General features: G+C 42.0%; 24 protein-coding genes. 3 read left to right on the top strand and 21 right to left on the bottom strand.

The genetic code is table 11. The features are described 5' to 3' along the window. Positions 1-11: 11 nt before the first annotated feature. The 6 genes from JCM16418_RS26370 to JCM16418_RS13925 all read right to left on the bottom strand — a co-directional run bounded on the left by JCM16418_RS26370 (position 12) and on the right by JCM16418_RS13925 (position 7,700). Positions 12-1,043: an endo-alpha-N-acetylgalactosaminidase family protein gene (locus tag JCM16418_RS26370; RefSeq protein ID WP_036649982.1), complete on the bottom strand. Its 1,032-nt coding sequence runs from the start codon at positions 1,041-1,043 to the stop codon at positions 12-14. Between the two features lie 11 nt (positions 1,044-1,054). Then, complete coding sequence (locus tag JCM16418_RS13945; protein ID WP_036649979.1) at positions 1,055-1,642, bottom strand: hypothetical protein; 588 nt, start codon at positions 1,640-1,642, stop codon at positions 1,055-1,057. A gap of 60 nt (positions 1,643-1,702) precedes the next feature. After that, complete coding sequence (locus tag JCM16418_RS13940; RefSeq protein WP_036649976.1) at positions 1,703-2,719, bottom strand: S-layer homology domain-containing protein; 1,017 nt, start codon at positions 2,717-2,719, stop codon at positions 1,703-1,705. A 208-nt stretch (positions 2,720-2,927) separates the two neighbouring features. Continuing rightward, positions 2,928-4,562: a response regulator transcription factor gene (locus JCM16418_RS13935; RefSeq protein ID WP_036649973.1), complete on the bottom strand. Its 1,635-nt coding sequence runs from the start codon at positions 4,560-4,562 to the stop codon at positions 2,928-2,930. Positions 4,563-4,581: 19 nt separating this feature from the next. Further along, positions 4,582-5,892 carry an ABC transporter substrate-binding protein gene (locus JCM16418_RS13930; RefSeq protein WP_036649971.1) on the bottom strand — a complete coding sequence of 437 codons (1,311 nt, stop codon included), beginning with the start codon at positions 5,890-5,892 and terminating at the stop codon, positions 4,582-4,584. A 50-nt stretch (positions 5,893-5,942) separates the two neighbouring features. Further along, positions 5,943-7,700, bottom strand: coding sequence for a sensor histidine kinase (locus JCM16418_RS13925; protein ID WP_158442434.1), 1,758 nt, complete (start codon positions 7,698-7,700; stop codon positions 5,943-5,945). A gap of 337 nt (positions 7,701-8,037) precedes the next feature. Between JCM16418_RS13925 and JCM16418_RS13920 the strand changes: the two genes are divergently transcribed. From JCM16418_RS13920 to JCM16418_RS13910, 3 genes are all read left to right on the top strand, one after another. Beyond that, positions 8,038-8,502 (top strand): hypothetical protein, encoded by a 465-nt coding sequence (locus JCM16418_RS13920; protein ID WP_036649965.1) that lies wholly within the window; start codon positions 8,038-8,040, stop codon positions 8,500-8,502. A gap of 336 nt (positions 8,503-8,838) precedes the next feature. Beyond that, positions 8,839-8,961, top strand: coding sequence for a hypothetical protein (locus JCM16418_RS26365; protein WP_256203057.1), 123 nt, complete (start codon positions 8,839-8,841; stop codon positions 8,959-8,961). Positions 8,962-9,196: 235 nt separating this feature from the next. Beyond that, complete coding sequence (locus tag JCM16418_RS13910) at positions 9,197-10,168, top strand: YpdA family putative bacillithiol disulfide reductase (protein ID WP_036649961.1); 972 nt, start codon at positions 9,197-9,199, stop codon at positions 10,166-10,168. Positions 10,169-10,297: 129 nt separating this feature from the next. Here the strand turns inward: JCM16418_RS13910 and JCM16418_RS13905 are convergent, their stop codons facing one another. From JCM16418_RS13905 to JCM16418_RS13835, 15 genes are all read right to left on the bottom strand, one after another. After that, entirely contained in the window at positions 10,298-10,735 is a 438-nt protein-coding gene (locus JCM16418_RS13905) for a peptidylprolyl isomerase (protein ID WP_036649960.1), read from the bottom strand. A gap of 224 nt (positions 10,736-10,959) precedes the next feature. After that, positions 10,960-12,291: a diaminopimelate decarboxylase gene (gene lysA / locus JCM16418_RS13900; protein ID WP_036649958.1), complete on the bottom strand. Its 1,332-nt coding sequence runs from the start codon at positions 12,289-12,291 to the stop codon at positions 10,960-10,962. Between the two features lie 117 nt (positions 12,292-12,408). Next, positions 12,409-14,190, bottom strand: coding sequence for a spore germination protein (locus JCM16418_RS13895; protein WP_242403845.1), 1,782 nt, complete (start codon positions 14,188-14,190; stop codon positions 12,409-12,411). Positions 14,191-14,223: 33 nt separating this feature from the next. Next, on the bottom strand, positions 14,224-14,646 hold the full coding sequence (locus tag JCM16418_RS13890) for a stage V sporulation protein AB (RefSeq protein WP_036649956.1): 423 nt from the start codon (positions 14,644-14,646) through the stop codon (positions 14,224-14,226). Continuing rightward, positions 14,646-15,284, bottom strand: coding sequence for a stage V sporulation protein AA (locus JCM16418_RS13885; RefSeq protein ID WP_036649954.1), 639 nt, complete (start codon positions 15,282-15,284; stop codon positions 14,646-14,648). The genes JCM16418_RS13890 and JCM16418_RS13885 overlap by 1 nt, the downstream gene beginning before the upstream one ends. A 130-nt stretch (positions 15,285-15,414) precedes the next feature. Then, positions 15,415-16,170, bottom strand: coding sequence for an RNA polymerase sporulation sigma factor SigF (sigF, locus tag JCM16418_RS13880; protein ID WP_036649951.1), 756 nt, complete (start codon positions 16,168-16,170; stop codon positions 15,415-15,417). A gap of 11 nt (positions 16,171-16,181) precedes the next feature. Further along, the gene (spoIIAB, locus tag JCM16418_RS13875) at positions 16,182-16,643 is read right to left on the bottom strand and encodes an anti-sigma F factor (protein WP_036649948.1); all 462 of its coding nucleotides are present in this window, start codon (positions 16,641-16,643) and stop codon (positions 16,182-16,184) included. Beyond that, entirely contained in the window at positions 16,640-16,993 is a 354-nt protein-coding gene (spoIIAA, locus tag JCM16418_RS13870; protein ID WP_036649945.1) for an anti-sigma F factor antagonist, read from the bottom strand. Before spoIIAA ends, spoIIAB begins: the two co-directional genes overlap by 4 nt. Positions 16,994-17,084: 91 nt before the next feature. After that, positions 17,085-18,272: a D-alanyl-D-alanine carboxypeptidase family protein gene (locus JCM16418_RS13865; protein ID WP_036649943.1), complete on the bottom strand. Its 1,188-nt coding sequence runs from the start codon at positions 18,270-18,272 to the stop codon at positions 17,085-17,087. A 187-nt stretch (positions 18,273-18,459) separates the two neighbouring features. After that, a complete protein-coding gene (gene xerD, locus JCM16418_RS13860) occupies positions 18,460-19,377 on the bottom strand; it encodes a site-specific tyrosine recombinase XerD (RefSeq protein ID WP_036649940.1) in 918 nt (305 codons plus the stop codon). Positions 19,378-19,510: 133 nt separating this feature from the next. Continuing rightward, positions 19,511-19,744, bottom strand: a complete 234-nt coding sequence (locus tag JCM16418_RS13855; RefSeq protein WP_036649936.1) for a DUF4227 family protein — start codon at positions 19,742-19,744, stop codon at positions 19,511-19,513. A 173-nt stretch (positions 19,745-19,917) separates the two neighbouring features. After that, positions 19,918-20,397: a ferric iron uptake transcriptional regulator gene (fur, locus tag JCM16418_RS13850; protein ID WP_036649933.1), complete on the bottom strand. Its 480-nt coding sequence runs from the start codon at positions 20,395-20,397 to the stop codon at positions 19,918-19,920. Positions 20,398-20,488: 91 nt separating this feature from the next. After that, the gene (spoIIM, locus tag JCM16418_RS13845) at positions 20,489-21,145 is read right to left on the bottom strand and encodes a stage II sporulation protein M (protein ID WP_036649931.1); all 657 of its coding nucleotides are present in this window, start codon (positions 21,143-21,145) and stop codon (positions 20,489-20,491) included. A gap of 55 nt (positions 21,146-21,200) precedes the next feature. Next, positions 21,201-22,406 (bottom strand): endonuclease Q family protein, encoded by a 1,206-nt coding sequence (locus JCM16418_RS13840; protein WP_036649929.1) that lies wholly within the window; start codon positions 22,404-22,406, stop codon positions 21,201-21,203. After that, positions 22,403-22,963 (bottom strand): NUDIX hydrolase, encoded by a 561-nt coding sequence (locus JCM16418_RS13835; RefSeq protein WP_036649927.1) that lies wholly within the window; start codon positions 22,961-22,963, stop codon positions 22,403-22,405. The genes JCM16418_RS13840 and JCM16418_RS13835 overlap by 4 nt, the downstream gene beginning before the upstream one ends. Between the last annotated feature and the right edge of the window lie 42 nt (positions 22,964-23,005).

Raw genomic sequence — 23,005 nt, 5'->3', positions numbered from 1 at the left:
TAAAGTCTTCCTTACCACCTTGCGAATGCCAATATGACCACCATAGTCTGGATGGGAATCATCATGCCTTCTGCCTGATACCCTTTGTAAAGGATCAACTGACCAAAACCATCCGTCAAATTGGAGATTTTCTTGGCGTTGTCAAATGCACGCAGGAAAGGAGAAGTGGTTGTAGATCCTATATTCATGCTGATATAGGAAATATTGTCGCGAATCATGCTGCTGCCATAAGGCGCTTCAGCAATATTACGATATACGATAGCAGCATCCTGCCAGTCGACGATGTTATCCCCATTAGCATCTGGAGTAATGACAACCTTTGCCCAAGGAAGGGGCTCTGGGGCAAGAACCATACTTCCACGGTAGGTCCAAGCCCCACCAGATAAAGAGGCCTTCTTCGTGTTCAATACAGTGTCTGTGCCTATCTTGACTCTTACCTTGTCATAGCCGTTGACCACATTCGTAACCACACTAGCCGCAAGACGGTCCGAGTTCAGGAATGCCATAGTTCGGCTTCCGCTCACATCGGTTGTATCCGTCTTCAAGTCTTTGTACTCTTCTTTCACTGCAACCCAGTCACCTGTAATTGAGGCAGCTGTTTCTTGAGCCTTAGTCTCAGTAGCCAGCACGGATACGAGATCATGATTCGGAAACTCGATTGTTTTCACTTTTTCCGTACCATTCTCCTGAAGATCGGTTACCTTAAACTGCAGGACATTATCCTTCAGTTCCATTTCCGCAACCAACTTAACGTCAATCCCAGGAATCAGAAGGTTATATACGGCAGTTTCTCCCTTATCAGCGGTTGCTTCCTTTTTGGTATACGAGAGCGCCGTAGGATAGTAAGATTTGCCGTTGATTTTGAGTTCATTAATTCCATTTACCTGACCATTTATTTCCGCGTTGTTGCCATTCCATATGTACTTCTTCACCCGTGGAAACTCCCTGTCAATTTCGGCCTTCATTTTACTGGATGTTAGCGTATCCGTTATTGTAATGGGCTTCGGATCGGGATTCAGCACATTGACCTTTGTCAGCTTCACATCATCAATGGCTATGGTCTTGTTGTCATACCAGCTGCGCAGCCCGATCGGCCAGCACTCGTCGATATCCCGGGTAAGCTAGTCGTAAATACGCTCGTGTTATCAATTAAAAGCTGAACACTATCTTTTTCATAATGCAGCTTAAACGCATACTGTTTCCCAGCGACCAGTGTAGGCGGGGTCGACTGGATATTGCCGTAGGTCTCCACCCCATTCTTCAGGGCATCCCATCCCCAGCTATTTGTGTCGAATTGAATGACGTTGTAATTATCCTTATCGATATACCGGAAGACAAGCCCAAATCGCGTCGGAACCTGATTAAACTTTAGCTTCACCTCATAATCCCCATTTGCAACCTGAGGTGATTCCATATCTGCCAGAATAACCGCCCCTTGGGTTACTGCTTTTACAGCACCGCTGTCAGCTGTAAAGGCGGTCGTACCCTTCGCGGCCGTCCATCCACTGACGTTCCCGTCATTGTAATCCTTAAAATAAATATCGCTGTCCCCTGCCGCAAATGTATTGCCTGCAGACAAACAAAGTTGCAAACTAATGAGCGCTGCTAGAATTATAACCAGCGATAATCGTTTTTTCCTCACGTACATCATCCCCTCGGCTAACGAATCATGTCCTATTGTTCGGGATATCCCTTTTGGTTGCTACTTCCCTGCCGACAGCAGCCGTTTAACCACAACCGCCGATTCCGCTCTTGTGGCATGCTCTTTAGGAGCAAACGTCGTTGCCGTTCTGCCTTTCATCAACCCGCTAGAAATGGCAAAGCCCACTGATTTTTGTGCCCATGTGCTGATTTTGCTGGAATCCTTAAAAGTTATAGAAGAGCCTCCCTGAAGATCATCGGCCTTGACGCCTTGAGCGGTGGCTTTCGCGCGCATAAGCATGGTGGTCATTTCTTCACGTGTAATGCTTTGGTCTGGTGCAAACTTATTACTGTTAATACCACTAATAATTCCGGCTGAGTAAGCTCTCTTTACAGTATCCTCATACCAAGCACCGGACTTCACATCTGCGAAGGGATTCTTACCATTTCCCTCTTTTAGATCAAGCGCTCTTGTAATCAATGCCGCGAACTGAGCCCGGGTAACATTGCTATTTGGTGAGAATCGGTCACTGTCTAATCCCTCTACGATCTTCTTATCAACCATCTGCATGATGTCATCCTTGGCCCAGTGTCCTGCGATATCCTTGAATATTTTCATGAACGATGTCGTTTGGCCAGGCGTGATCACCTGATCCTTCAGGTTCTTGTCTAGCATCTTCATCGACGTCCATTCGATTTTGGAAGAGCCTGCTTTTTTAGCCTTGAAGGTTATGGTAGCGATATCTAGATCACCCTTCTCCCCGTCCACATTACCTATTTTGGTATGAGCGATCGTTATTTCGCCGTTTTTTGAGATAGGTGAAACTGAGTACCCCTTGATCTTCGTTTCTGCCTTGACCACCTCTAGCTCACTCGGGTCTAGCTTGAATTTTAATTCGTATGCATAAAGGTCTTTAATACCGCTGCCTTTGAGTGTAATCGTGAATGTAGAGTCGGACGACTCCTCTGAAGACGCTTTCATTTTAAAATCTGAAGCAGTCTCTGCATGTGCTGAAGCGAGCCAAGTAGAAGAACAAAGTGTGCAGAATAGTGCTATGATCAACGATTTACGCAGCATTTAGGAACCATTCCCCTCTTTTTCATAGTGTTGTCCTTCTGTGGATCATTTCATGGTCAGAATGCCGATTAACTATCCCGTTATTTATCCCTCCTTTAGTATCACAATCCGTCGTGGCAACATGTATGTCTGTACCTCCTATCATATAAATTCTTAAGGCCGGAACCATGATCTATTTTGAAGTGAAGATGATCATTTTTGAATTAAATTATTCACTGTCCCTACGATATACATTTGGGCTAACACCCGTTATTTTTTTAAAAATTCTGCTGAAATGCTCTGGATTCACATACCCGACCATTTCAGAGACCTCGTATATTTTCTTCCCGTTCTCTAGAGCCCTCTTGGCCTTTTCAATCCGAAGGTTGGTTAAGTACTGGATAAAATTAATTCCGACCTCCTTGGAAAATTGCTTGCTTAAATAACTTTCGCTAACACCAACACTCTGGCTGATGACAGACAAGTGGATGTCCTCGCAGTAATGCTTATCCAGTATCGACTTTGCTTTGACCACAATCGGACTGAGCCAACTCCCAACATGTTCTGTCTTCGGGTGTAGCTTTTCATGTAGGAATTCCAAATACTTTTCGCACCACTTCACTGTGTCTTCCCAAGTATCGAGCTTTCGGACCTGTTCCATAGGATGTGGAAAGGAGTCGTTAATCTCCTCCATCGATATTCCCTTCTGGTAAACGAATGAGCTTGCAGTCCAGATTAAATCACTGAGCTCTGATCCTATATGTCTAGGCACAGAAGGGAACCTCTTCGATAGCAATTCGCAGCAGCGCTGGTAGAGCTGTTTCCATAACAAAGCATCTGCATCTTTCAGGGATTGAAGAAGCTCTGTTTTCACAGGAAGCCAGTATCCCTTCCAACTTTCTTCGGTAATGCTAGGCTTGGTCTCGGATTCTGGATAAAACAGCCGATCATATCCTTGATAAAAGCTGAGCACGGACAATCGCTCCGCCTGTTTAAACAAACGATTCCATTCCTGCAATCCGTCTGCTGTATCGCTAATCCCGATAGATAAATTGAGATTAAGAAACTGTTTTAGTCTGATTTTGATATCTGTCAGCATGCTGTGATTCAGTCTTCTTACTACCAGACTGCTCCTCTGTCCTGGAAAAGTGAAGAATACATTATACTGGCGCTCATCTGAGCGCGATACATAACATATCGCCTCTGGGTTATCCTTGTTTGCTACCGACTGAACCGTTTGAATGATCATACGGTGAATATGGTCAAATTGAACGGCATCTGACAGCCGGATCACAGCCGCCACCTGATTCTTCTCCCCCATTCGTTTCCGCAGACGAACCAAGTCCTGCTCTATGCTCTCATCTCCACCATGTAGAAGCACTGTTGAATCTTCGGTAGACAAACGATGCAATAAAGAGCAAATATCCGCATCTTCATCAGCATCTTGTGATGAGGAGGAATCACTCTGGCGTTTGTCTAACTCATCCATCGTTTTTTGCAGAACAGGAGCGATATACGATTCATCTAGATTTGCCTTCAACATGTAATCAAAGGCACCAAGTACAAAGGATTCCCTTACATATTCATAGTCTCCGTAGGCACTTAACATAATGGTCAAAGGCTGTTTGGACCATGTCGCCCCCCCTATGGCATGGAGCAATTGCACACCATTCATGCGTGGCATCTGGATATCAGCCAATACAATATCCACATCCTGCCGTTCTTTCAGCAGCTTTAAAGCCTCCTCCCCATCTCCTGCCTCTCCAATAATTTCGATTTCGCTTGAGGTCAGAGATATATACTCGCGCAGAGCCATTCGTGCCAGCGGTTCATCATCAACAATAAACGCTTTGTATTTGCTCAAATTTACTCCCCCTGCTTCGTTATTTTTGCATCATTCGAATAGCCTCGCTCCAATTGTAATTTAGCATTCTTTGAATATCCTCCACGGAAGCTCCTGCAAAAATATCCTGTGCAGCTTTTTTCTCGTTAAACAGCGAATTATTCTTCACCATTTCGAATCGTTCGTTTATACCAAAGTACAGAAAAGGATTAAAAGGATGCTTACTTTTAACTCGGTTAAAAAAAGGCTGATCAGACGGTATGTTTACCATGGTCGAGGAATTTCCCGAATAATTGATATATTCTTGATAAATTTTCGGACTGAATATCCATTCCAGAAAAGCCTTTGCTTCGTCTACATGCTTAGAATTCTTGTTAAGAGCCATGAACTGGTCAGGCATCGTTAGAGCCTCCAGAGGCTGCCTTATATCCGATCTCCAGGGCAATGGGAACGCATCCAGATCATCATCATTTTTGACATTTGAAATATAATCCTGATAATACCATTGCCCTAGAGCAATCATGGCGGCTTTATTGGATTGAAATAGCTGTTTGGCTTCATCAGCCCCAATACTCAAAGCGTCAAAGCCTGCTAATCTATGCTCAGAAATCCTTTTCAGAAGCTTTGCGGCTGTTTCGAAGGATGTGTCCTTACCAAACGGCTGCGGGATATAGGATAAACTCGTAAGATAATTTGGATCATGCGAGATAATAGGCGGACCAAACTCAATAAATGGATAAAAGGTCCAGTCCTCTTTCGCACCAATGGCGATTGGAATGTACTTATCGTTGTCCTTTATTTTCTCTAGAACATCCACGAATTCATCGAGGGTTTGAGGAATTTGAAGGTTCAGTTCATGAAAGATGCTTGGATGGTAAAATACATACTCTGAGAAGGATACCAGCGGTAGTCCATAAATATTCCCCTTGATTACAGCCGGAAAGCGATTCGTTTTAGAAGCTTCCAGTTTATTGAGAGGCAGTAGTGCATCCTGATAAGAAGATAAATGAGAAGGCTTTAGATAAAATACATCTGGTAGATCATTAGCTGCAAGTCGCACTTTCAGATACTGACCACTGTTATCTGGAATTGTCTCCACTTCTATCGTTACATTGGGTCTGATTTTTGAATATTCCTTTACTTTGCTGGTCCAGAACAAAATGTCCATTTTGGTTTCCCACATGCCAAATTTGATTTTGATAGGCTGCTGTTGCTTGGCTAATTTATCGTCAGGCTGAAGAGCCACTCTTGTTTTCAATGCCATATGGCTCAGCAATCCACTGATGCCAATACAAATAGATGCAAGTAAGCAAGCTGCAAACAGTAAGTTCAACCATTTTTTCTGTTTCATAGCTACGCCCCCATATCAATGGTAATGATCCATAACACTTCCTAATACACTCAAGATAGCTTCTCGTCAACCACTCGGATTTGTGGTAGCCGGATAAGTGCAGTCGTCCCACGAAATATGTTGGTTTTATAATAAATTCCATAATTAGTACCGTAGTACAACTGTATCCGTTCATGAACATTCATATTTCCCATCCCACTAAACATATGTCTTTGTGTATCCTCATCCCAATGAGTTTGGTCCTCCTGCTGCATGCCCACGCCATTATCAGCGATCGTAATGAGTAAATCCTCCTCATCGAGTACAATAGAAATTTGGATGAAGCCTTGATAATTGATATCCTTCAGACCATGAATAAAGCTATTCTCCAAAATCGGCTGAAGTAGCAGCTTCAGTAAATACAATCCTTCTGTCTCTGGAGCGATATCCCACTGCGTAGTGACTGACTTCCCATAACGGATCTCCATGATGTACAAATAATGCTTCAAGTGATCAACCTCTTCAGAAATCGTCGTAACCAACCCTCCGCGGTTAAATGAAGAAGAGATCAGCTTCGTCAGTGCGTGCGTCATATTGCGAATATTGTCCGCTTTGCTGATCAGAGCCATAAATTTAATAGAATTCAGTGTATTAATGAGAAAATGGGGATTAATTTGCGATTGCAACGCGGCGAATTCTGCCTTTCGCTTCTTCAACTCTTGTTGTTCATGTTGATCGATCAGTTCCCTGATCCTTTCTGTCATTTGGTTAAATGAGTGGCCGAGACTTGCCATTTCAAGACTGCCGGAAACATTGATTTTAGCATTCAAATCACCGTGCGTGACCCGAACCATCTGCCGGAGAAGCTCAAGGATCGGCTTAGTCATATTAGACACGAAGTAGAAGGAAATCAGAATAAAAGCTAAAATAATTAGAATAGCAAGAACCCATACAAAGGAATTGACGTTCATATAGTTAGCCATTAAATTGGTATAAGGAATCTTCAGCATCACAATCCAGTTGGGATTTGCTACGTCTACTTTGGCATACGATATCAGCGTTTTATTGCCGTCCGTATCGTCTACATAAGAACCCTGATCATGTGTAAATACATCAGCCAGATGCGACAAGTTTAGCTTACTGCCTCTTTTCAAAATCGTATTCGACGAAATAATTTCTCCTCCATCATCGGCGATGTAAATGGTAGATTCCGTGTTATCCCGTGACTGCAAAATATGATCGAATGCACTGCTTTCAAACGTAAATAGTATCATTTCAAGCTGAGAGGAAGGACTGGAGTAGTCAGGCGCTAGAGCCGCGACCATCATATAGGGATTGTAATTCCCATAAAGTGAATTGGGCTTCATGCCAATAAAATGTATAAAGTTTGGCTTTTTCAGAGCCGCTTGATACCAATCTTCATTTTGAATATCCGTTCCTTTATGCATTAGATTTTTCATATAAGAGTAAGAAGAGCCGTTCTCAAAGTAGAAATTAACAGACAGCACACGCCCCGATACAGAAGCCGTATATTTCTCGATTAATACTTTCAGCTTATAGGTAGCCATTTGCCTCTCAAACCCATTCAATTTATAAATGTCATAGACCGTATTTCTCACATCCTCATCCAGCCCTATTGATGCGAATAAACCTGATAATCGTCCAATTTCCTGACTCACGGAATAAGAAAGCGCTTGCACTGTTTGCAAGGAGCGCTTCGTATTTTGCTGAAGAATATCGTTCTTATAAATGTTTAGAATGATAGAACAGATTAAGAGCATCGGAATAATGACAATTAAGATGAAAAAAAGTCTTAAAATAGTAGACATTCGCCATTTTTTTCTCATACGTTCCCCCATCTCTTCAACAGCTTTAATGAGCTTGATTTAGAGAACTATTCCCCAGCTAAGAACTAAGTTCCTTTAGGGCGTCAAAGGTAGTTGTATTGTTACAAATTGTGATAAATGGAGGCAAAAAAAGCTCCCATTCTTCGCGATTATTCGCTGAATATAGTGTGATATTGCATTCATAATGCATCAAACTATTACTTCTTCATTGGCATTCCAGCGATATATCAATCTTGATAAAAGTTTTTATTGACCGTATGTAAATTTTATCTATATAATAATATTTGTAAATTATTGTTATATAAAGGAGGTTTTACCTTTGGTTATTAATGACAATACATCAGAAGTAGTAGAGATCGATACTATAGTTAATTTCATTAAAATGGCAAGTACTTTTGAAAATTGGGATAAGGTAATCTCACTTTCAACCTCCCTTTTGGATTCCGCTACAGAAATCATTCATACAGATAAAAATACGATACAGACAAAAAAGAAAAGACATATATCATATTATTTCGGATACAGTTATCTCATGAAGGGAATCGCATTTCAGAAGTTGAGTCAATACCTAGAAGCGAAAGAATGTATATCCTATTATTCGGACCTTAGTTGGCTTTATGATTCAACAGAGGAATCGGCTACGATTATCGCTGACTTCAAGTTATTTTCTAAAGCAAATTCTCTAACCATTGAAATTTTAATGGGGAATAGGGAAAAAACATTAGAATATGTTGAATTCATTAAGGAGAATCCCGATCAAGTATTATCAGGCTTATCACACTAATTGAATCTGCCATTATGCATTCATATAACATAGATCAAGAGATAGACATGCTGATTCATTACATACATGACAGTATTTATTATCGTGAGCAAGTCGTTGCGTCAAAATACCTGTCTTTCAGGTTTAGCTTAGCTTTATATCATTATTTAAATGAAAATTATATAGAAGCCATAGATAATGCTTTACAAAATTTGGTGGATTCTGATATGCTAAATAATGACAATTATTTCAAAAAGTCAGTTTCTTTGTTTGAAGTCCTCAAAGAATACGCATCAGACTCACAGTTGGAAGAGTATTCACTTGTTCTTAAAAGAATATGTAAAGGAGTGATTATGAATGAAGAAAGCGCTGGCATTAGTAGTCGTTTTAGGAATTATTATTTTCAGTAATATATCCTTACCAGGCCATGCAGGAGTTAATCCAGGTATTACGCCGCTTAATCATGGACAAGAATATTAAAACCCCCCAACGTATCGTTCAATTGAACGATACGTTTTTTTATGTATCTTACATAGTAATCCCCTAATCTATTTCCTACTATATTTAGTTTATTTTCAAAATTTTGATTATAATGAAACTTTATTTTAATAATTCATTTTATATATGAGAGAAATTATTGTACAATTAATAGTATTTTGTGGTAACAATCAGCAGCTAGTTAAATAACAACCTAGATGAAGGAGATTAAATTCATATGTATGATGTTGTCATTATAGGTGGAGGACCTTGCGGTTTAGCCACCGGCCTTGCCCTTCAAGAAAAAGGGATGAGTTATGTCATTATTGAGAAAGAAGCGATTGTGAATTCAATTGTAAATTGTCCATTAGATATGCGCTTTTATAGCACTTCAGATCGTTTAGAAATTGGTAATATCCCCTTCCTATCGCAAGAGGTAAGGCCTACAAGAACGGAGCTATTAAAATACTATCGTCTTGTTACTGAACGACAAGCAATAAACATTAAATGCTTTCAACAGGTTAATCGTATCTCAAAAGATACAGATTCCATTACGGTGCACGCCGTAGATCGCACAGGAACAACAATCCCCTATCAAGCACGTATGATTGTTATTGCTACAGGAATCTTCGATCACCCGAAAAGAATCGGTGTTGATGGAGAAAACATGTCCAAGGTCATGCATTATTACAAAGAGGGCCATTCCTTTCATGGACAAGATGTAACCGTCGTAGGAGGCAAAAACTCTGCTGTCGAAGCAGCGATTGACCTTTATCGCAACGGAGCACGCGTAACCCTTGTCCATCGTGGAGACACGGTTTACAAGGGCATTAAACCCTCTTTACTTTTAGATATACGAAATTTCATCGAAAAGGAAAAGATTAAGTTTTATCCGAGTTCCAGTGTTGAGGCGATAACGAATACGACCGTTTCTGTTCATACATCGGAAGGGTTAGTCACAATTCCAAATGACTATGTATTTTCACTAATTGGTTATCAACCCGATACAACCATGCTTCAAAGCATTGGGATTGAAATTGACTCCTCTACTCTAGTACCTACCTTTAATCCAGAAACGTATGAAACAAACATTGAGAACGTCTTTCTTGCAGGTGTTGTAACTGGAGGCACTACTAACCGTGTTTATATAGAAGATGGGCGATTTCATGGAATGAAAATTGCTGAGGAAATCGAAAGACGTCTTCAATAAGCAATAGTTCAGAGGCAAACAACCATGATCTAATGTTTGTGAACAAGCCTTCTTGTTCTTGGCTACAGTTAACTTTTCAAAAAATAAGAAGCCCTTAAGGAAATATCCTTAAGGGCTTCAATTCAAATATTATTCAGCGTCCCAAACTTTGACTTCTTTCATTCGGTCCCCTTGTTTTACAGCATCAATTAATTCCATTCCTTTGGTCACTTTACCGAAAACAGTATGAACTCCATCCAAGTGAGGTTGTGGAGCATAAACGATAAAGAATTGACTTCCTCCAGTATTCCGTCCAGCATGTGCCATAGACAGAACGCCTTTAGCATGTTTAGTCGTATTTGTAGATGTTTCACAATCGATCTGGTAACCAGGTCCACCAGTACCTGTTCCTGTCGGACAACCACCCTGAGCTACGAATCCCGGTATTACACGGTGAAATGAAAGACCATTGTAAAAACCACTATTTGCTAATTTTTCAAAGTTAGCTACTGTGTTAGGTGCTTCTTCTGGAAGAAATTCAATTTCAACCACGCCACCATTTTCAAGTTCAATTGTACCTTTTTTCATATCGTTTCACTTCCTATTTGATATTTTGTCAACTTGAGACAGCACTCTAACATGTCCTGTCCAGAAATTATCGTCGCTTCCCGATTGTATCTTATTTAGTATCTCTTTTGCAATTGTTCGTTCAATTTTAGCTCACAGCAAAAAGAGCCCATTCCGCATTCCCCAACACAGAATGGACCCTTCTGCTTTTAAAGCTTACCAATTCACACTTACTGCCCCACGGTTTACTTCAATATAGTTTGCTTGCTGATCCGCTCTGGTACCAGATCATTGCCCACAATGTTCTGTAAACTTTCTCTACGTACGACTAAATCGCTCTCGCCTTGTTGAACGAAGACGACCGCCGGACGGCGAATACGATTATAGTTACTTGCCATGGAGTAATTGTACGCTCCAGTGCAGGAAACCGCCAATAAATCACCATTCTGTACTTTAGGAAGCTCCAGATCCCAAATAAGCATATCTCCGCTTTCACAGCACTTACCAGCAATGGATACTGTCTCTTCAATTGCATCTTTCGCACGATTAGCAAGTACAGCTTCATACTTCGATTCATAAAGCGCAGGACGTGGGTTGTCTGTCATTCCACCATCAACTGCTACGTATTTACGCACACCAGGAATATCTTTGCTTGTACCAACTGTGTACAGTGTCGTTCCCGCATCACCTACGATGCTACGTCCCGGCTCGACCCAAATTTCAGGTAATTCTTCACCCCATGCTGCAAAATGAGTCTTAACTGCATCAGTAATCGCTTTAACGTAATGGGAGACCTCTAATGGAGTATCCCCATCCACGTAACGAATACCAAAGCCGCCACCTAGATTCACGACTTGGAATCTATAGTTCAACTCTTCTTTGACGCGTATCGCAAACTCTGCTACCCGCTGAACGGCCATTTCAAAACCATTCACTTCAAAAATTTGCGAACCAATATGGGAATGTAAACCAAGCACATTCAGATTACTCAAACTAATAGCCAGCTTCACTGCTTCAAATGCAGATCCATTGCCGATATCAAAACCGAATTTAGAATCGGTCTGACCCGTCGAGATATATTCATGTGTATGAGCTTCAACACCTGGAGTCACGCGAAGCAAGATATTAACTGTCGCATTTTTACTTGCAGCTACACCATCAAGAACGTGAAGCTCGACCAAGTTGTCTACAACAAAACAGCCAATACCGGCGTCAATCGCCATTTCCATCTCTTCGATCGTCTTATTGTTTCCGTGAAAGTGAATCCGTTTAACTGGAAATCCTGCTTGCAGAGCTGTGTAAAGCTCTCCGTCCGATACGACATCAAGAGACATATCCTCTTCTTCTGCAATCCGGCACATCGCCATAACGCAAAAGGCTTTACTTGCATAGGCCACTTGAAAGCGAAGTCCCGATGCCTTAAAGGCTTCGACATACTGACGACAGCGTTTACGAACTAATTCCTCATCAACGATATAAAGCGGAGTTCCGAACTTCGCTTTTAGATCCGTTACATCACATCCACCAATTTCTAGATGTCCGCTTGCATTAATTTGACTGGTACCATGTAGAAACATATTCAGCATCCCTTCATTTTCCGTAGAAAGTGTAAATATACCTAACCAACTTTTACATCAGTATATCAGACAACGGAAGAGTTAGAATGGATTTTTTTGCAGAACATTTGTATTTTTCTACGATTGCTGCGGATCATCCTGCTTAGGTCGCATACGTGTATTATCTCTTGTTTTATTAAAAGATGGGCGTTTTGGCGATTCCAGAAGAGGAAATCGAAAAACAACTTCCGCAAGTGCCTTTGCATTAAACGGTATAAAAGGCCATAAATATGAAGAATTATACGAGCGGTGAAGAGTCAACAACAGAATGAGAAATGTCGTACCAATGACAAACCCCTTGACCTGGAATGCGGCAACCGCAATTAATAGAAATATTCGTACAATTCGATTTGCAAGTCCCAGTTCATAACTTGGCGTAGCAAACATGCCAATCGCAGCAACTGCCATATATAGAACAACCTCGTTGACAAATAACCCTGATTTGACGGCAATATCGCCGACCAATACAGCAGCAATTAGCCCCATGGCGGATGCGAGTGGTGTAGGCGTGTGAACGGCAGCTAAGCGTAGTAAATCCACACCGATCTCCACCAACATAAACTGCACGATGAAGGGTAGCTTGCCATTATCTTGAGGACCTATAAAATCCAGAAATGCCGGTTTCAGCTCAGGATGAATAACCATCAGCATCCAGAGCGGCAATAGAAACATGGAAGCGAAAATACCTAGAAATCGTACCCATCGCAAATAGGTTCCCATAAAAGGCGTTTGCCGATTTTCTTCCGCATGCTGACATAAATCAAAGAAGGTAGTCGGCATAATCATTACGCTTGGTGAAGTATCAACAAACACGACCACTCGTCCTTCGAGAATATGGGAAGAAACCACATCAGGACGTTCAGAATACCTTACAAGCGGATAGGGATGCCACCCCTTATTGATAATGGCTTCCTCTAGTTGTTTGTCAGCAAGCGGCAGTCCCTCAATATCCAGTTCTTTGATTTTCTCTCGAATCGAGTCCACTTGAACCTTATCAATGATATCATCAATATAAGCAATACAGACATCCGTACGTGTCCGGCGGCCAACTTGTATCATCTCTGTCTTCAGACCTGGATCACGTAAGCGTCTGCGGACAAGTGTAACGTTTGAAAGTAGCGTCTCCGTAAATCCATCTCTCGCACCACGTACGACCCTTTCAATACTCGGTTCTTCTGGACTACGTACTGGAAACGTACGTGTATCCATTACAATAACGGTGTGCTCACCTTCAATAAACAATGCACTCATACCCATTAATACTTTGTTTACGACAACACTAAGCTTGCTTGTCGTTTCAACTTGAATATGCGGGATATAGCATTCGAAAAAAGATTTTACCGCATCTGAAGACAGTTGATCAGCTTGCAAATACGTAAGACGCTTCAGAATTTCGATCATAATATTATCTTTGGCGAAACCATTGATGAAGAGCAGACCGGTGTCTTGGCTCGCAAGAGTCATTTCCCGAAACACAATATCAAATGAAGAATCCAGTCCCATGACTTCCCTGAGTGTGGCCTTTGTCTGCTCCAGACTATCCGATACATCATCGCTTTTCTGCCAATAGATTACGGACTCCTCAACGGTATCCGACTTTTCCTGCTCACGTTTTTTTTGTAACTCCTGCTCTTTTTGCTTCTCCTCAGGGCTCTGTGCATTCTGTTCAGAACTTTGATTGTGAGTTTGATTCTGCTCTCTATTCTCACCTTGACTCTCATTCTCACTCTGACTTTTCTGTACTCGGTCCTCCCCTTCTTGATCATTCTGCGAATCCTGTTCCTTATTCTCATACTGCATCATCATCGCGAGCTCGGATGTATCCTCTACGTTGTCGATCTGATTATTGTCTTCCTTCATTGATGTAACACCTCCGCATGTTCACTTCAAATCTCATTTCCGATATACAAACCAGTCGTAGAGGGAACCCGCCACTTTGCCAGTAACCATCGCCATGAGAAGACCTAATAATAAATGGGTCATTCGTAGTCTTTTAGCCAAAATAGGAAGAACATTGAGCACCTCTGTTAAAGCAGCCGCAAGCAAACCGACGAAAATACCGTTAAACATTCCGATCATTCCACTTGTGAGGGTTCCCAAAGACATTTTCCAATTCCAAAAATCAAATACGGTACCTAACAGTGATCCTGTAATCATAGCTCCTTCATACCAGTGAACCTTGTCATAGGAATGCGTAAGTTGTGCCAATCTTGGCACCAAATCCAGCACGATGAACAGAGCAATCACACCACCACCAACTGCAATACCGCCAGCGATACCAAGTAGTATTTGTACTGACCATCCGATTACGATCATCAGTCATCATCTCCCGGACGATGGTTCATCTTCATCCGCTTATATTCTTCTGCCACCACATACTGGTCGATATTTTCTTGATACAGATACATTTCCACTTCAAGCGGAGTGGGCTCTTCATTCCATTTTTTCTTGAACAAATGGTTAAAGAAAATAACCATCCCAAACCCGATTCCAAACGAATATGCAGTCTGAAATAAATACGGATGTTCATCCCTTTGTCCTGTAATCATTTCCACGGTGCGAATTTGTACCTCCTGCATATTTACATCCGCATGGAAATTCATAATCGTTAGTGCAGAACCGAAAAAAAGGAGAAGCCATACCAGAATAAATAACAGCATAGAAGGCTTTTTCTGTTTTTTAATGACCTCGACTAACACATGCTGCTGTCCAAGAGGTTGAATATGGGCATCGGGAATAAGAGTGTGAATCTTCGGAATGATTTGCATCATATCAATTAGCAACAGGTTTCCGTCCCATTTATGTGGGTGAACAAGCTCCAGATTACGAAGCGCCACTTCCCACTCCGGTTCACTTATGATGCGGGCGACATGGCCTAACGTAACGACCCTCCCCTGCGTAATCGGGACTCGGCTCCGGAGCTGCAAATATACTGTCGGAGCAGGTTGAGACATCCGGATCACTCCTCTCGCAATTTAGATAATGATAGTATCACTACAAAAGGCGGATTTTAGTCTGAAAAGAACCCATAAGCAATTACTCCAAAAAAAGGAACCATTCTTCTTTAAGAAGAATGGTTCCTTTTTATTGGGCAATCTGATCACGGATTAGCTGTAATATTTTCTTCTCCAGTCGTGACACTTGCACTTGAGAAATACCAAGTCTGCCGGCGACTTCTGACTGTGTCTGATCACGATAATATCTCAGATAAACAATCAGTTTCTCCCGCTCTGATAAGCCATCAATAGCCTCATTTAATGCGAGTTTGTCAAACCAACGATCCTGAGATTCATCTGCAATCTGATCCATCAATGTGATTGGATCGCCATCATTCTCAAAAACCGTCTCATGAATAGAGGTTGGCGGCTTATTCGCCTCTTGAGCAAACACCACTTCCTCCGGCGTTACACCAAGCCCTTCCGCCACTTCTTTGATCGTCGGGAGGCGGTCCAGATGTTTCGATAGCTCGTCCTTCTTCTTTCGAACTTTGTTAGCCATTTCTTTTAAGGAGCGGCTAACCTTCAGCGTACCGTCATCTCGTAAAAAACGCTGAATTTCCCCGATAATCATAGGGACGGCATACGTAGAAAATTTAACGTCGTAGCTCAGATCGAATTTGTCGACGGATTTAAGCAGTCCGATACATCCGATCTGGAATAAATCCTCCGGCTCGTATCCGCGATTCATAAAGCGCTGTACCACCGACCAGACGAGACGGATGTTTGAGTTCACGAGTCGGTCTCGTGACTGCATATCCCCGCTCTGGCTGAGTGCGATGAGACGTTTGACTTCAGCATCATCCAAATAAGTCTGCGAAGCTTTTTTCACATCGGCATCCATAGGCCCAACCCCTAATTATATAAAGCTTTCTTAGATTCAATCCTCTTCTTCATCCTGATTGATGTGCCTGATCCCTGCTCACTGGAAACTTCGAATTCATCCATGAAATTTTCCATAATCGTAAATCCCATTCCTGAACGTTCAAGCTCCGGTTTGGAGGTATACAGAGGTTGCTTAGCTAGCTCCAAGTCTTCGATACCATGGCCACGATCCTCCACAGTCAACGTAACGGTATCACCAATAATCTCAGCCGTGATCGTTACGATTCCTTCCGAATTACAATCATAGCCATGAATAACACTGTTCGTGACTGCTTCCGAAATGACCGTCTTCAGGTCGCTAAGTTCATCCATAGTCGGATCAAGCTGTGATATGAATGCAGCGACCGTCACCCGGGCGAACGATTCATTCTCGGATTTAGCGGCGAACTGCAGCGTCATGAAATTACGGTCATTGCCCTTATCTCCACTCATGACACAACCTCCAGCCCCGAGAGTGCGTGACCCTCGTTATCGTATATCTGCATAATTTTAAACAAGCCTGACATATCGAGTAGACGGTATACTGTAGGATTAACCTCACACACTACCATTTTGCCGCCCTTGCTCTTAATCAGCTTGTATCTTCCTAGGATGACTCCAAGGCCAGAACTGTCCATAAACTGCAAACCTTTCAGACTCAGAATCAGATGTTCCACCTGACCACGCTGAATCGCTTCATCCAGTCTCATACGAACCATATCAGCAGTATGATGATCGAGTTCTCCACTCAGACGAATAATCAGTGTTTTGCGGTGCTGTTCCATTTCGACCTGCAGATTCACGTTTGCTCACTCTCCTCCCTGTCATGAACTTGGATTTCTACATACTGAAAGAAGAATCCTGCATCACGACAAAACTAGAAGAAAACTGCTATCAATCTACAAGAAATAATTTAGACATCGTCCGTTTAAACAACATCCACCATCCGGCTTTACCCACCTGCTCAGGTGATTTCAGTTCAAATTCCTTGAGCTTCTGATCTCCCTGATAGACAACTAGCTTACCAACATATTGCCCTGACTCGATGGGAGCCTTAATTTCTTTCGGAATTTGGAGTTCATGACGAATGTCCTGATTTTTCGTATTTTTCTTTGTTAAAATACTGTAAGTCTGTCCTGCGGTAAGTGTTAGTTTCTTCATTTTTCCTTTATTCACGTCCACAGTACCCATCACATCACCCGATTTAAAAATGGTATGTAACGAGAATTGAGAGAATAAATAATCGAACATCTTGGAAACTTCCTCGTTCCTTGTCTTCGTATTCGGCTCACCCATAACAACTGCAATTGCACGTAGACCGTCTTTTTTAGCTGTAGCAGTCAAGCAGAATTTTGCTTCCGAAGTGTAACCTGTTTTCAGTCCATCCGCTCCAGTATAGAAACGAACAAGCTTATTCGTGTTAACCAGCCAAAATGGCTTCTTTGAATCTTTTCGTAAATAATCTTGATAGGAACCGGTATACTTGGTAATTTCATTATGCTTCAACAATTCCCGGCTAATAACAGCAATATCATGTGCAGAAGAATAATGATTTGTGGTTGGCAGTCCATTACAGTTTGAAAAATGAGTGTCTTTGAGACCTAATTCCTTCGCTCTATCATTCATCATTTGTACGAAGGCTTCTTCTGAACCAGCAATTTTCTCTGCCATAGCAACCGAAGCGTCATTACCTGAAGCCATGGCAATACCCTTCAGCATTTCATCCACAGGCATCTCTTCGCCAGGCTCAAGAAAAATTTGCGATCCGCCCATAGAGGCTGCATATTCACTCGTCCTTACAAGATCGGTAAGCTTTAGCTTGCCCGTATCTAGTGCTTCCATCGTGAGCAGCATCGTCATAACTTTCGTTATGCTCGCTGGCGGCAGTTGGTCATGACTGTTCTTCTCAAAAATGACGGTGCCCGTATCCGCATCCATTAAAATAGCAGATCGAGCATTTGTAGCAAGGCCCACCGCGGCTGGTTGTACAGCCTTCTGCTTCTCTTCAGCGTATCCCGTTGTGGGCATAATAGAAGCAAAGATACATACGGCAACCCAAGTTGCCAATAGTTTTTTTTTCAAAATAAGTCCCCTCCTGACCTATGGTCATGTTTAAAATGGTTACTTTCATCCATTGTCGTCAGGAACGCAGAAAAATATTCCATTTTTTTGCACGAGAGAAAACTTAATTATTTTGCTGAAAATAAACAAAAAAGCCGCACTACAGATCATTTCTGACCTGAAAGAGCAGCTTAGCGTATGACATGATTTATTTAGGTGTGGAATGAACAGATGACTTCCCTGCACGGGGGTGATGATTCTCGTACACATCTTTCATCGTTTTTTTGGCTATCGAACTGTACATTTGAGTCGTTGCAATATCTGCATGTCCCAGCATTTCTTGGACAGATCTTAAATCAGCCCCATTATCTAGCAAATGGGTTGCAAAAGAATGACGTAATGTATGCGGAGTAATGTCACCTTCGATGCCTGATTCCTTCGCATATTTCTTTATGATTTTCCAAAAACCCTGCCGAGTTAAACGAGTTCCATGCGTATTGAGAAACATTCCTTGTTCCGTAGCATCTTTACTTAGCTTCCCACGCATCTCGCTTAAATATTGTCCCATATAATCAGCGGAAACATGACTGATCGGCAAAATCCGTTCCTTGCCGGAACTGCTTGTACACCGCAAGAACCTAAGATCCGTATGGACATCCCCAACATTCAAAGACATAAGCTCGGATACCTTCATGCCAGTTGCATAAAGTAATTCAAGCATGGCCTTATCACGCATTCCTTGTGGAGAACTGGAATCCGGTGATTCTAGCAATCGTTCTACTTCCTCAACTGTCAACACTTTAGGTATTTTCTTCTCAACCTTAGGGGTTTCTAGATTCATGGTAGGATCCTGCTGGATATGGGATTCTTTCATCAAATAATGAAAAAAGGAACGAAGCGATACCATCTTTCTAGTGATGGTCGAAGCCGCAAAGTGATTTTGTTTCAGATGTCCCATATAAGTTGATATGTGTATCCGTTTTATTTGATCTACCTTATGAATACCTCGCTGTGCGCAATACTCCATAAATTGGATGATATCTCGTTCGTAGGATTCCAGGGTGTTGGGAGTTAGGCCTTTTTCTTCACCCATGTAGCGGATGAAAGGCTGTACATGCTGCATCATGGGTAAAAATGCTCCTTTGAGATAAATTAGAACTGTCGTCACGCTTTCAGGTAGAAGAAACTTTTGTGATACGGAACGTTAGTTCTAATATATTATTCGACAACAATCAGCAATTTCCTTCCTGCCTTCGACTTTATTCTCCATACCAAAAATAAAACCGAAGTCGGTCTCCGAGCATTTCTCCACTTTTTATACCATCTCCCGCTTGAAATACTTTCACCGCATGTCCTTCTGGAATCCGGTAATGGTCAACAGGAGTAACCCACTCACCAAACAAATCAAAAACATGATAGAACATATAGGTCAATGCTGCGAAAATAATCATAAATCTCACAAACGACACCCATCTTCGTAAGGATATAATCACCGCTGCTCCTCCCCCCTTATGATCTCTATCCCTAGTTTATGAACGTTTGTCCAAAGATATGTTCACATAAAACCAAGCTGAATGGCAAAAAAGCTCTCACCAGCTATACTACTGCCGGTGAGAGCTTGATCTTCCCAGACCTATCATTAACAATCATAATGAGTCATATCGTTTTACTTATCATTATCATTGCTAGCTTTGTTGTTCTCTTCTTCCTTGGCCTTACAACGATAACATATCCCGTGAAAGTCCAAACGGTGATCTGATACCGTAAAATTAAATTCGCGCTCCAGACGTTCCTCAAGCGGCCCCAGCCAATCCTCACGGATTTCGTCCATACTCCCGCATCTCACACATATTAAATGATGATGATGATGCTTAGCTGTATCTGTCCGTAAATCATAACGGGCAACACCATCGCCGAAATTAATCTTTTCTACGACATGCAGCTCACTCAGCAACTCCAGGGTACGGTATACGGTAGCCAGACCGATTTCTGGAGCCTTCTCTTTTACGAGCATAAACACATCTTCCGCACTCAGATGATCTTCTTCATTCTCAAGTAACACTCTGAGGGTAGCTTCCCGCTGGGGTGTCAGCTTATAGCCCTGGGATTGCAATTGATGTTTGATTTTATCGATCCGCGCTTCCATTTTCTCCCTCCCCATAGGAAAAATTACTGCATCGAGTGTAATCACTTCTCTCATTATAGGGGGATTACGTCAGCAAAGTCAAACGAATTTGCTATAGACCAGAGAGCGCAGAAGTGTTAAGAAGCATTGGTGTAACCCATCGCATCATGGCAGGTGTGACCCAAGTTTCGAAGGAAGAAATGCCTAACATAAGCACAGCCATCAATAGACTCAAGCCGACATACGATGCGAATGGACGCATAAAAGGGACATGACGTTGCATCGTAACTCTATTTTTAATGAAATGAAGTGAGAAGGCAATAGCGGCCACACTGCTAACCATCAGTACTGGAATGATAAGCAAATTAGGAGGCGCTACCGTTACCAAAGCAAACAAGAGACCTTTCCAAGAAAACTGTCCGACCAGATAGCCCACGGTAAATCCGATAAGAACACCTTTTAGAAAATCGAGTACAAGAATACCTGGAAGGCCAATAATCGACAGTCCCAAAATCCAGATGAGACCCACCCATTTCAGATGTAGCCCTGCGATGCTCCAATACGAAACAGCTGCTGGCATTTCACCGCCAAGCTGATTCTGGTTCACCGTTGTGAAAAAATTACCCAAATAACTCTCCAGATCCTGCTGCTGCTCTAAAGATAATGCATTCACCATTAATGCACCGAATATGACACCAACCAAAAATAGTACTGCTACAAAAATATAAAGAATCGTCTGTTCTTTCAAGGTATGGCGGAAGGATTTCATGAATAGATTCTCCTTTTCTGTCACATACCTCTACTTTATGAAGACGAGCTGTAAACTATGACTTGTCCAGCTTGGCTAAAGCTGTAACTTTGCCATAAGTCCCCCCACCGCCAGAAGTAAGATGGAGAGTTCCTTGGCGAGCCTCTACAATGTGCTGTGCCAGTTCTAGCCCTACGACCTTGGCTAAATCCTCTTCACATACGCGATGAAGAATTGACATTTCGGTTCCGAAATGGTCTAAAAGCGATTGCATCTTCACCTTTCCGAGTCCAGGAATAAACTCTAAAGGTATTTGGTAGTTATAGGGTGGCCGATATTCTGGCATTACGGACAGATCACGGTCTGCAATTTGAAGAATACGATCCCACACTCCTTGTACCCGCTTCGTACTCCCGCAAAATGGACATACATCTGCACTGTGCGCATCAACATGAATGATTTGCTTACAACTTACACAATAGGTACGGTGATATTTACCTAGTCTTGGATTTAATCCGAAGTTAGCAATAACACCCCGTCCATCTGTTCTAGACAATGCAAGCTTCAATTCTTCAAATGAAGGAGAAGCAAGCCTCAATAGATTATACTCTCGACCGATTTTACCAAGAGAATGGGCATCGGAATTCGTGAGAAATGTATATGAATCAAGCTCTGAGATTAAACCGGCCATTTCAGAATCTGCACTCAGCCCAAGTTCTATCCCACTAATTAGATTAAGATCGAACACATCAGCCATACAAGGCGTTACATTACCGTAAATACCTTTGTGAGGTGTAAATACGTGTGCAGGAATGATGATTCCACCCCGGCTATACACTTCCTCCTGTAAAATACGTGCACTCACATAAATACGCTGCGAACTAAGATTGACATTTTTCATATGCCGACTCATCCATTCTGTAAATCCACGTATGATCGTAAGATTTGGAAAGAATGCTAGGACATGGGCTGCTCCTTTTCCTTGCTCATAAATTTCAATTTCACTTCCTAGCAGAATGGTTGTATCGAGATACGCAATCCCCCCACCTTCCACTTCATACATTTCACCTGATTGTAGGCACTCTTCAATATCCTTCTGCACGACTGGGGAATGACAATCAATAATACCTATTAGTCCAATACCTTTGCGCAGTGCTGCTTCTTTAGCAATATTTGCGAAGGTTAAATTTTTACTTCCACTAATTTTCACTGCATGCCCATCATTTGTCCGCCCAATATGAATATGAAGATCTGCATAATAATCATTTAACAGATGCGTCATTGTCCTAACTTACCTGTAAGTGAATACAGCTGCCAAGCATAGACAGCCATCACTGTTTTGGCATCACAGATACGACCTTCCTGTATATAGCCCTGAGCTTCTTCCAGAGTAATTTCAGACATTTCCAAAAATTCATCTTCATCTAACGCCATTTCGCCGCTCTCTAGATCATCTGTGAAGTACAAATGTATGAATTCATCTGCAAATCCAGGCGATGTATAGAACGAATGTAGAAGCTTAATATTATTGCAGCTATAGCCAGTCTCTTCTTTTAATTCACGCTTCGCAGCTTCCAAAGGATCCTCACCTGATTCCAGCTTTCCTGCCGGAATTTCCAGTTCACAACGGCCCATGGCCTGACGATACTGATCCACTACCAGCATCTTATCACCATGTATAGCCAAAACAGCTACTGCCCCTGGATGCCTAATGATCTCTCGAGTTGCTTGATTTCCATCAGGAAGTTGAACCGTATCAATTTGTAGCGAGATAACTCTCCCTTTAAAAATAGACTCCGTCGAAAGTGTAACTTCATTTAGTTTTGAATTATTTCCCACTGTATATCCTCCTCTTATTTAAAAGTACGCATGATTGTACAA

The organism is Paenibacillus pini JCM 16418 (assembly GCF_000576305.1).
Lineage (GTDB): Bacteria > Bacillota > Bacilli > Paenibacillales > Paenibacillaceae > Paenibacillus_AQ > Paenibacillus_AQ pini.
This window is presented reverse-complemented; position numbering and strand designations above follow the sequence as displayed.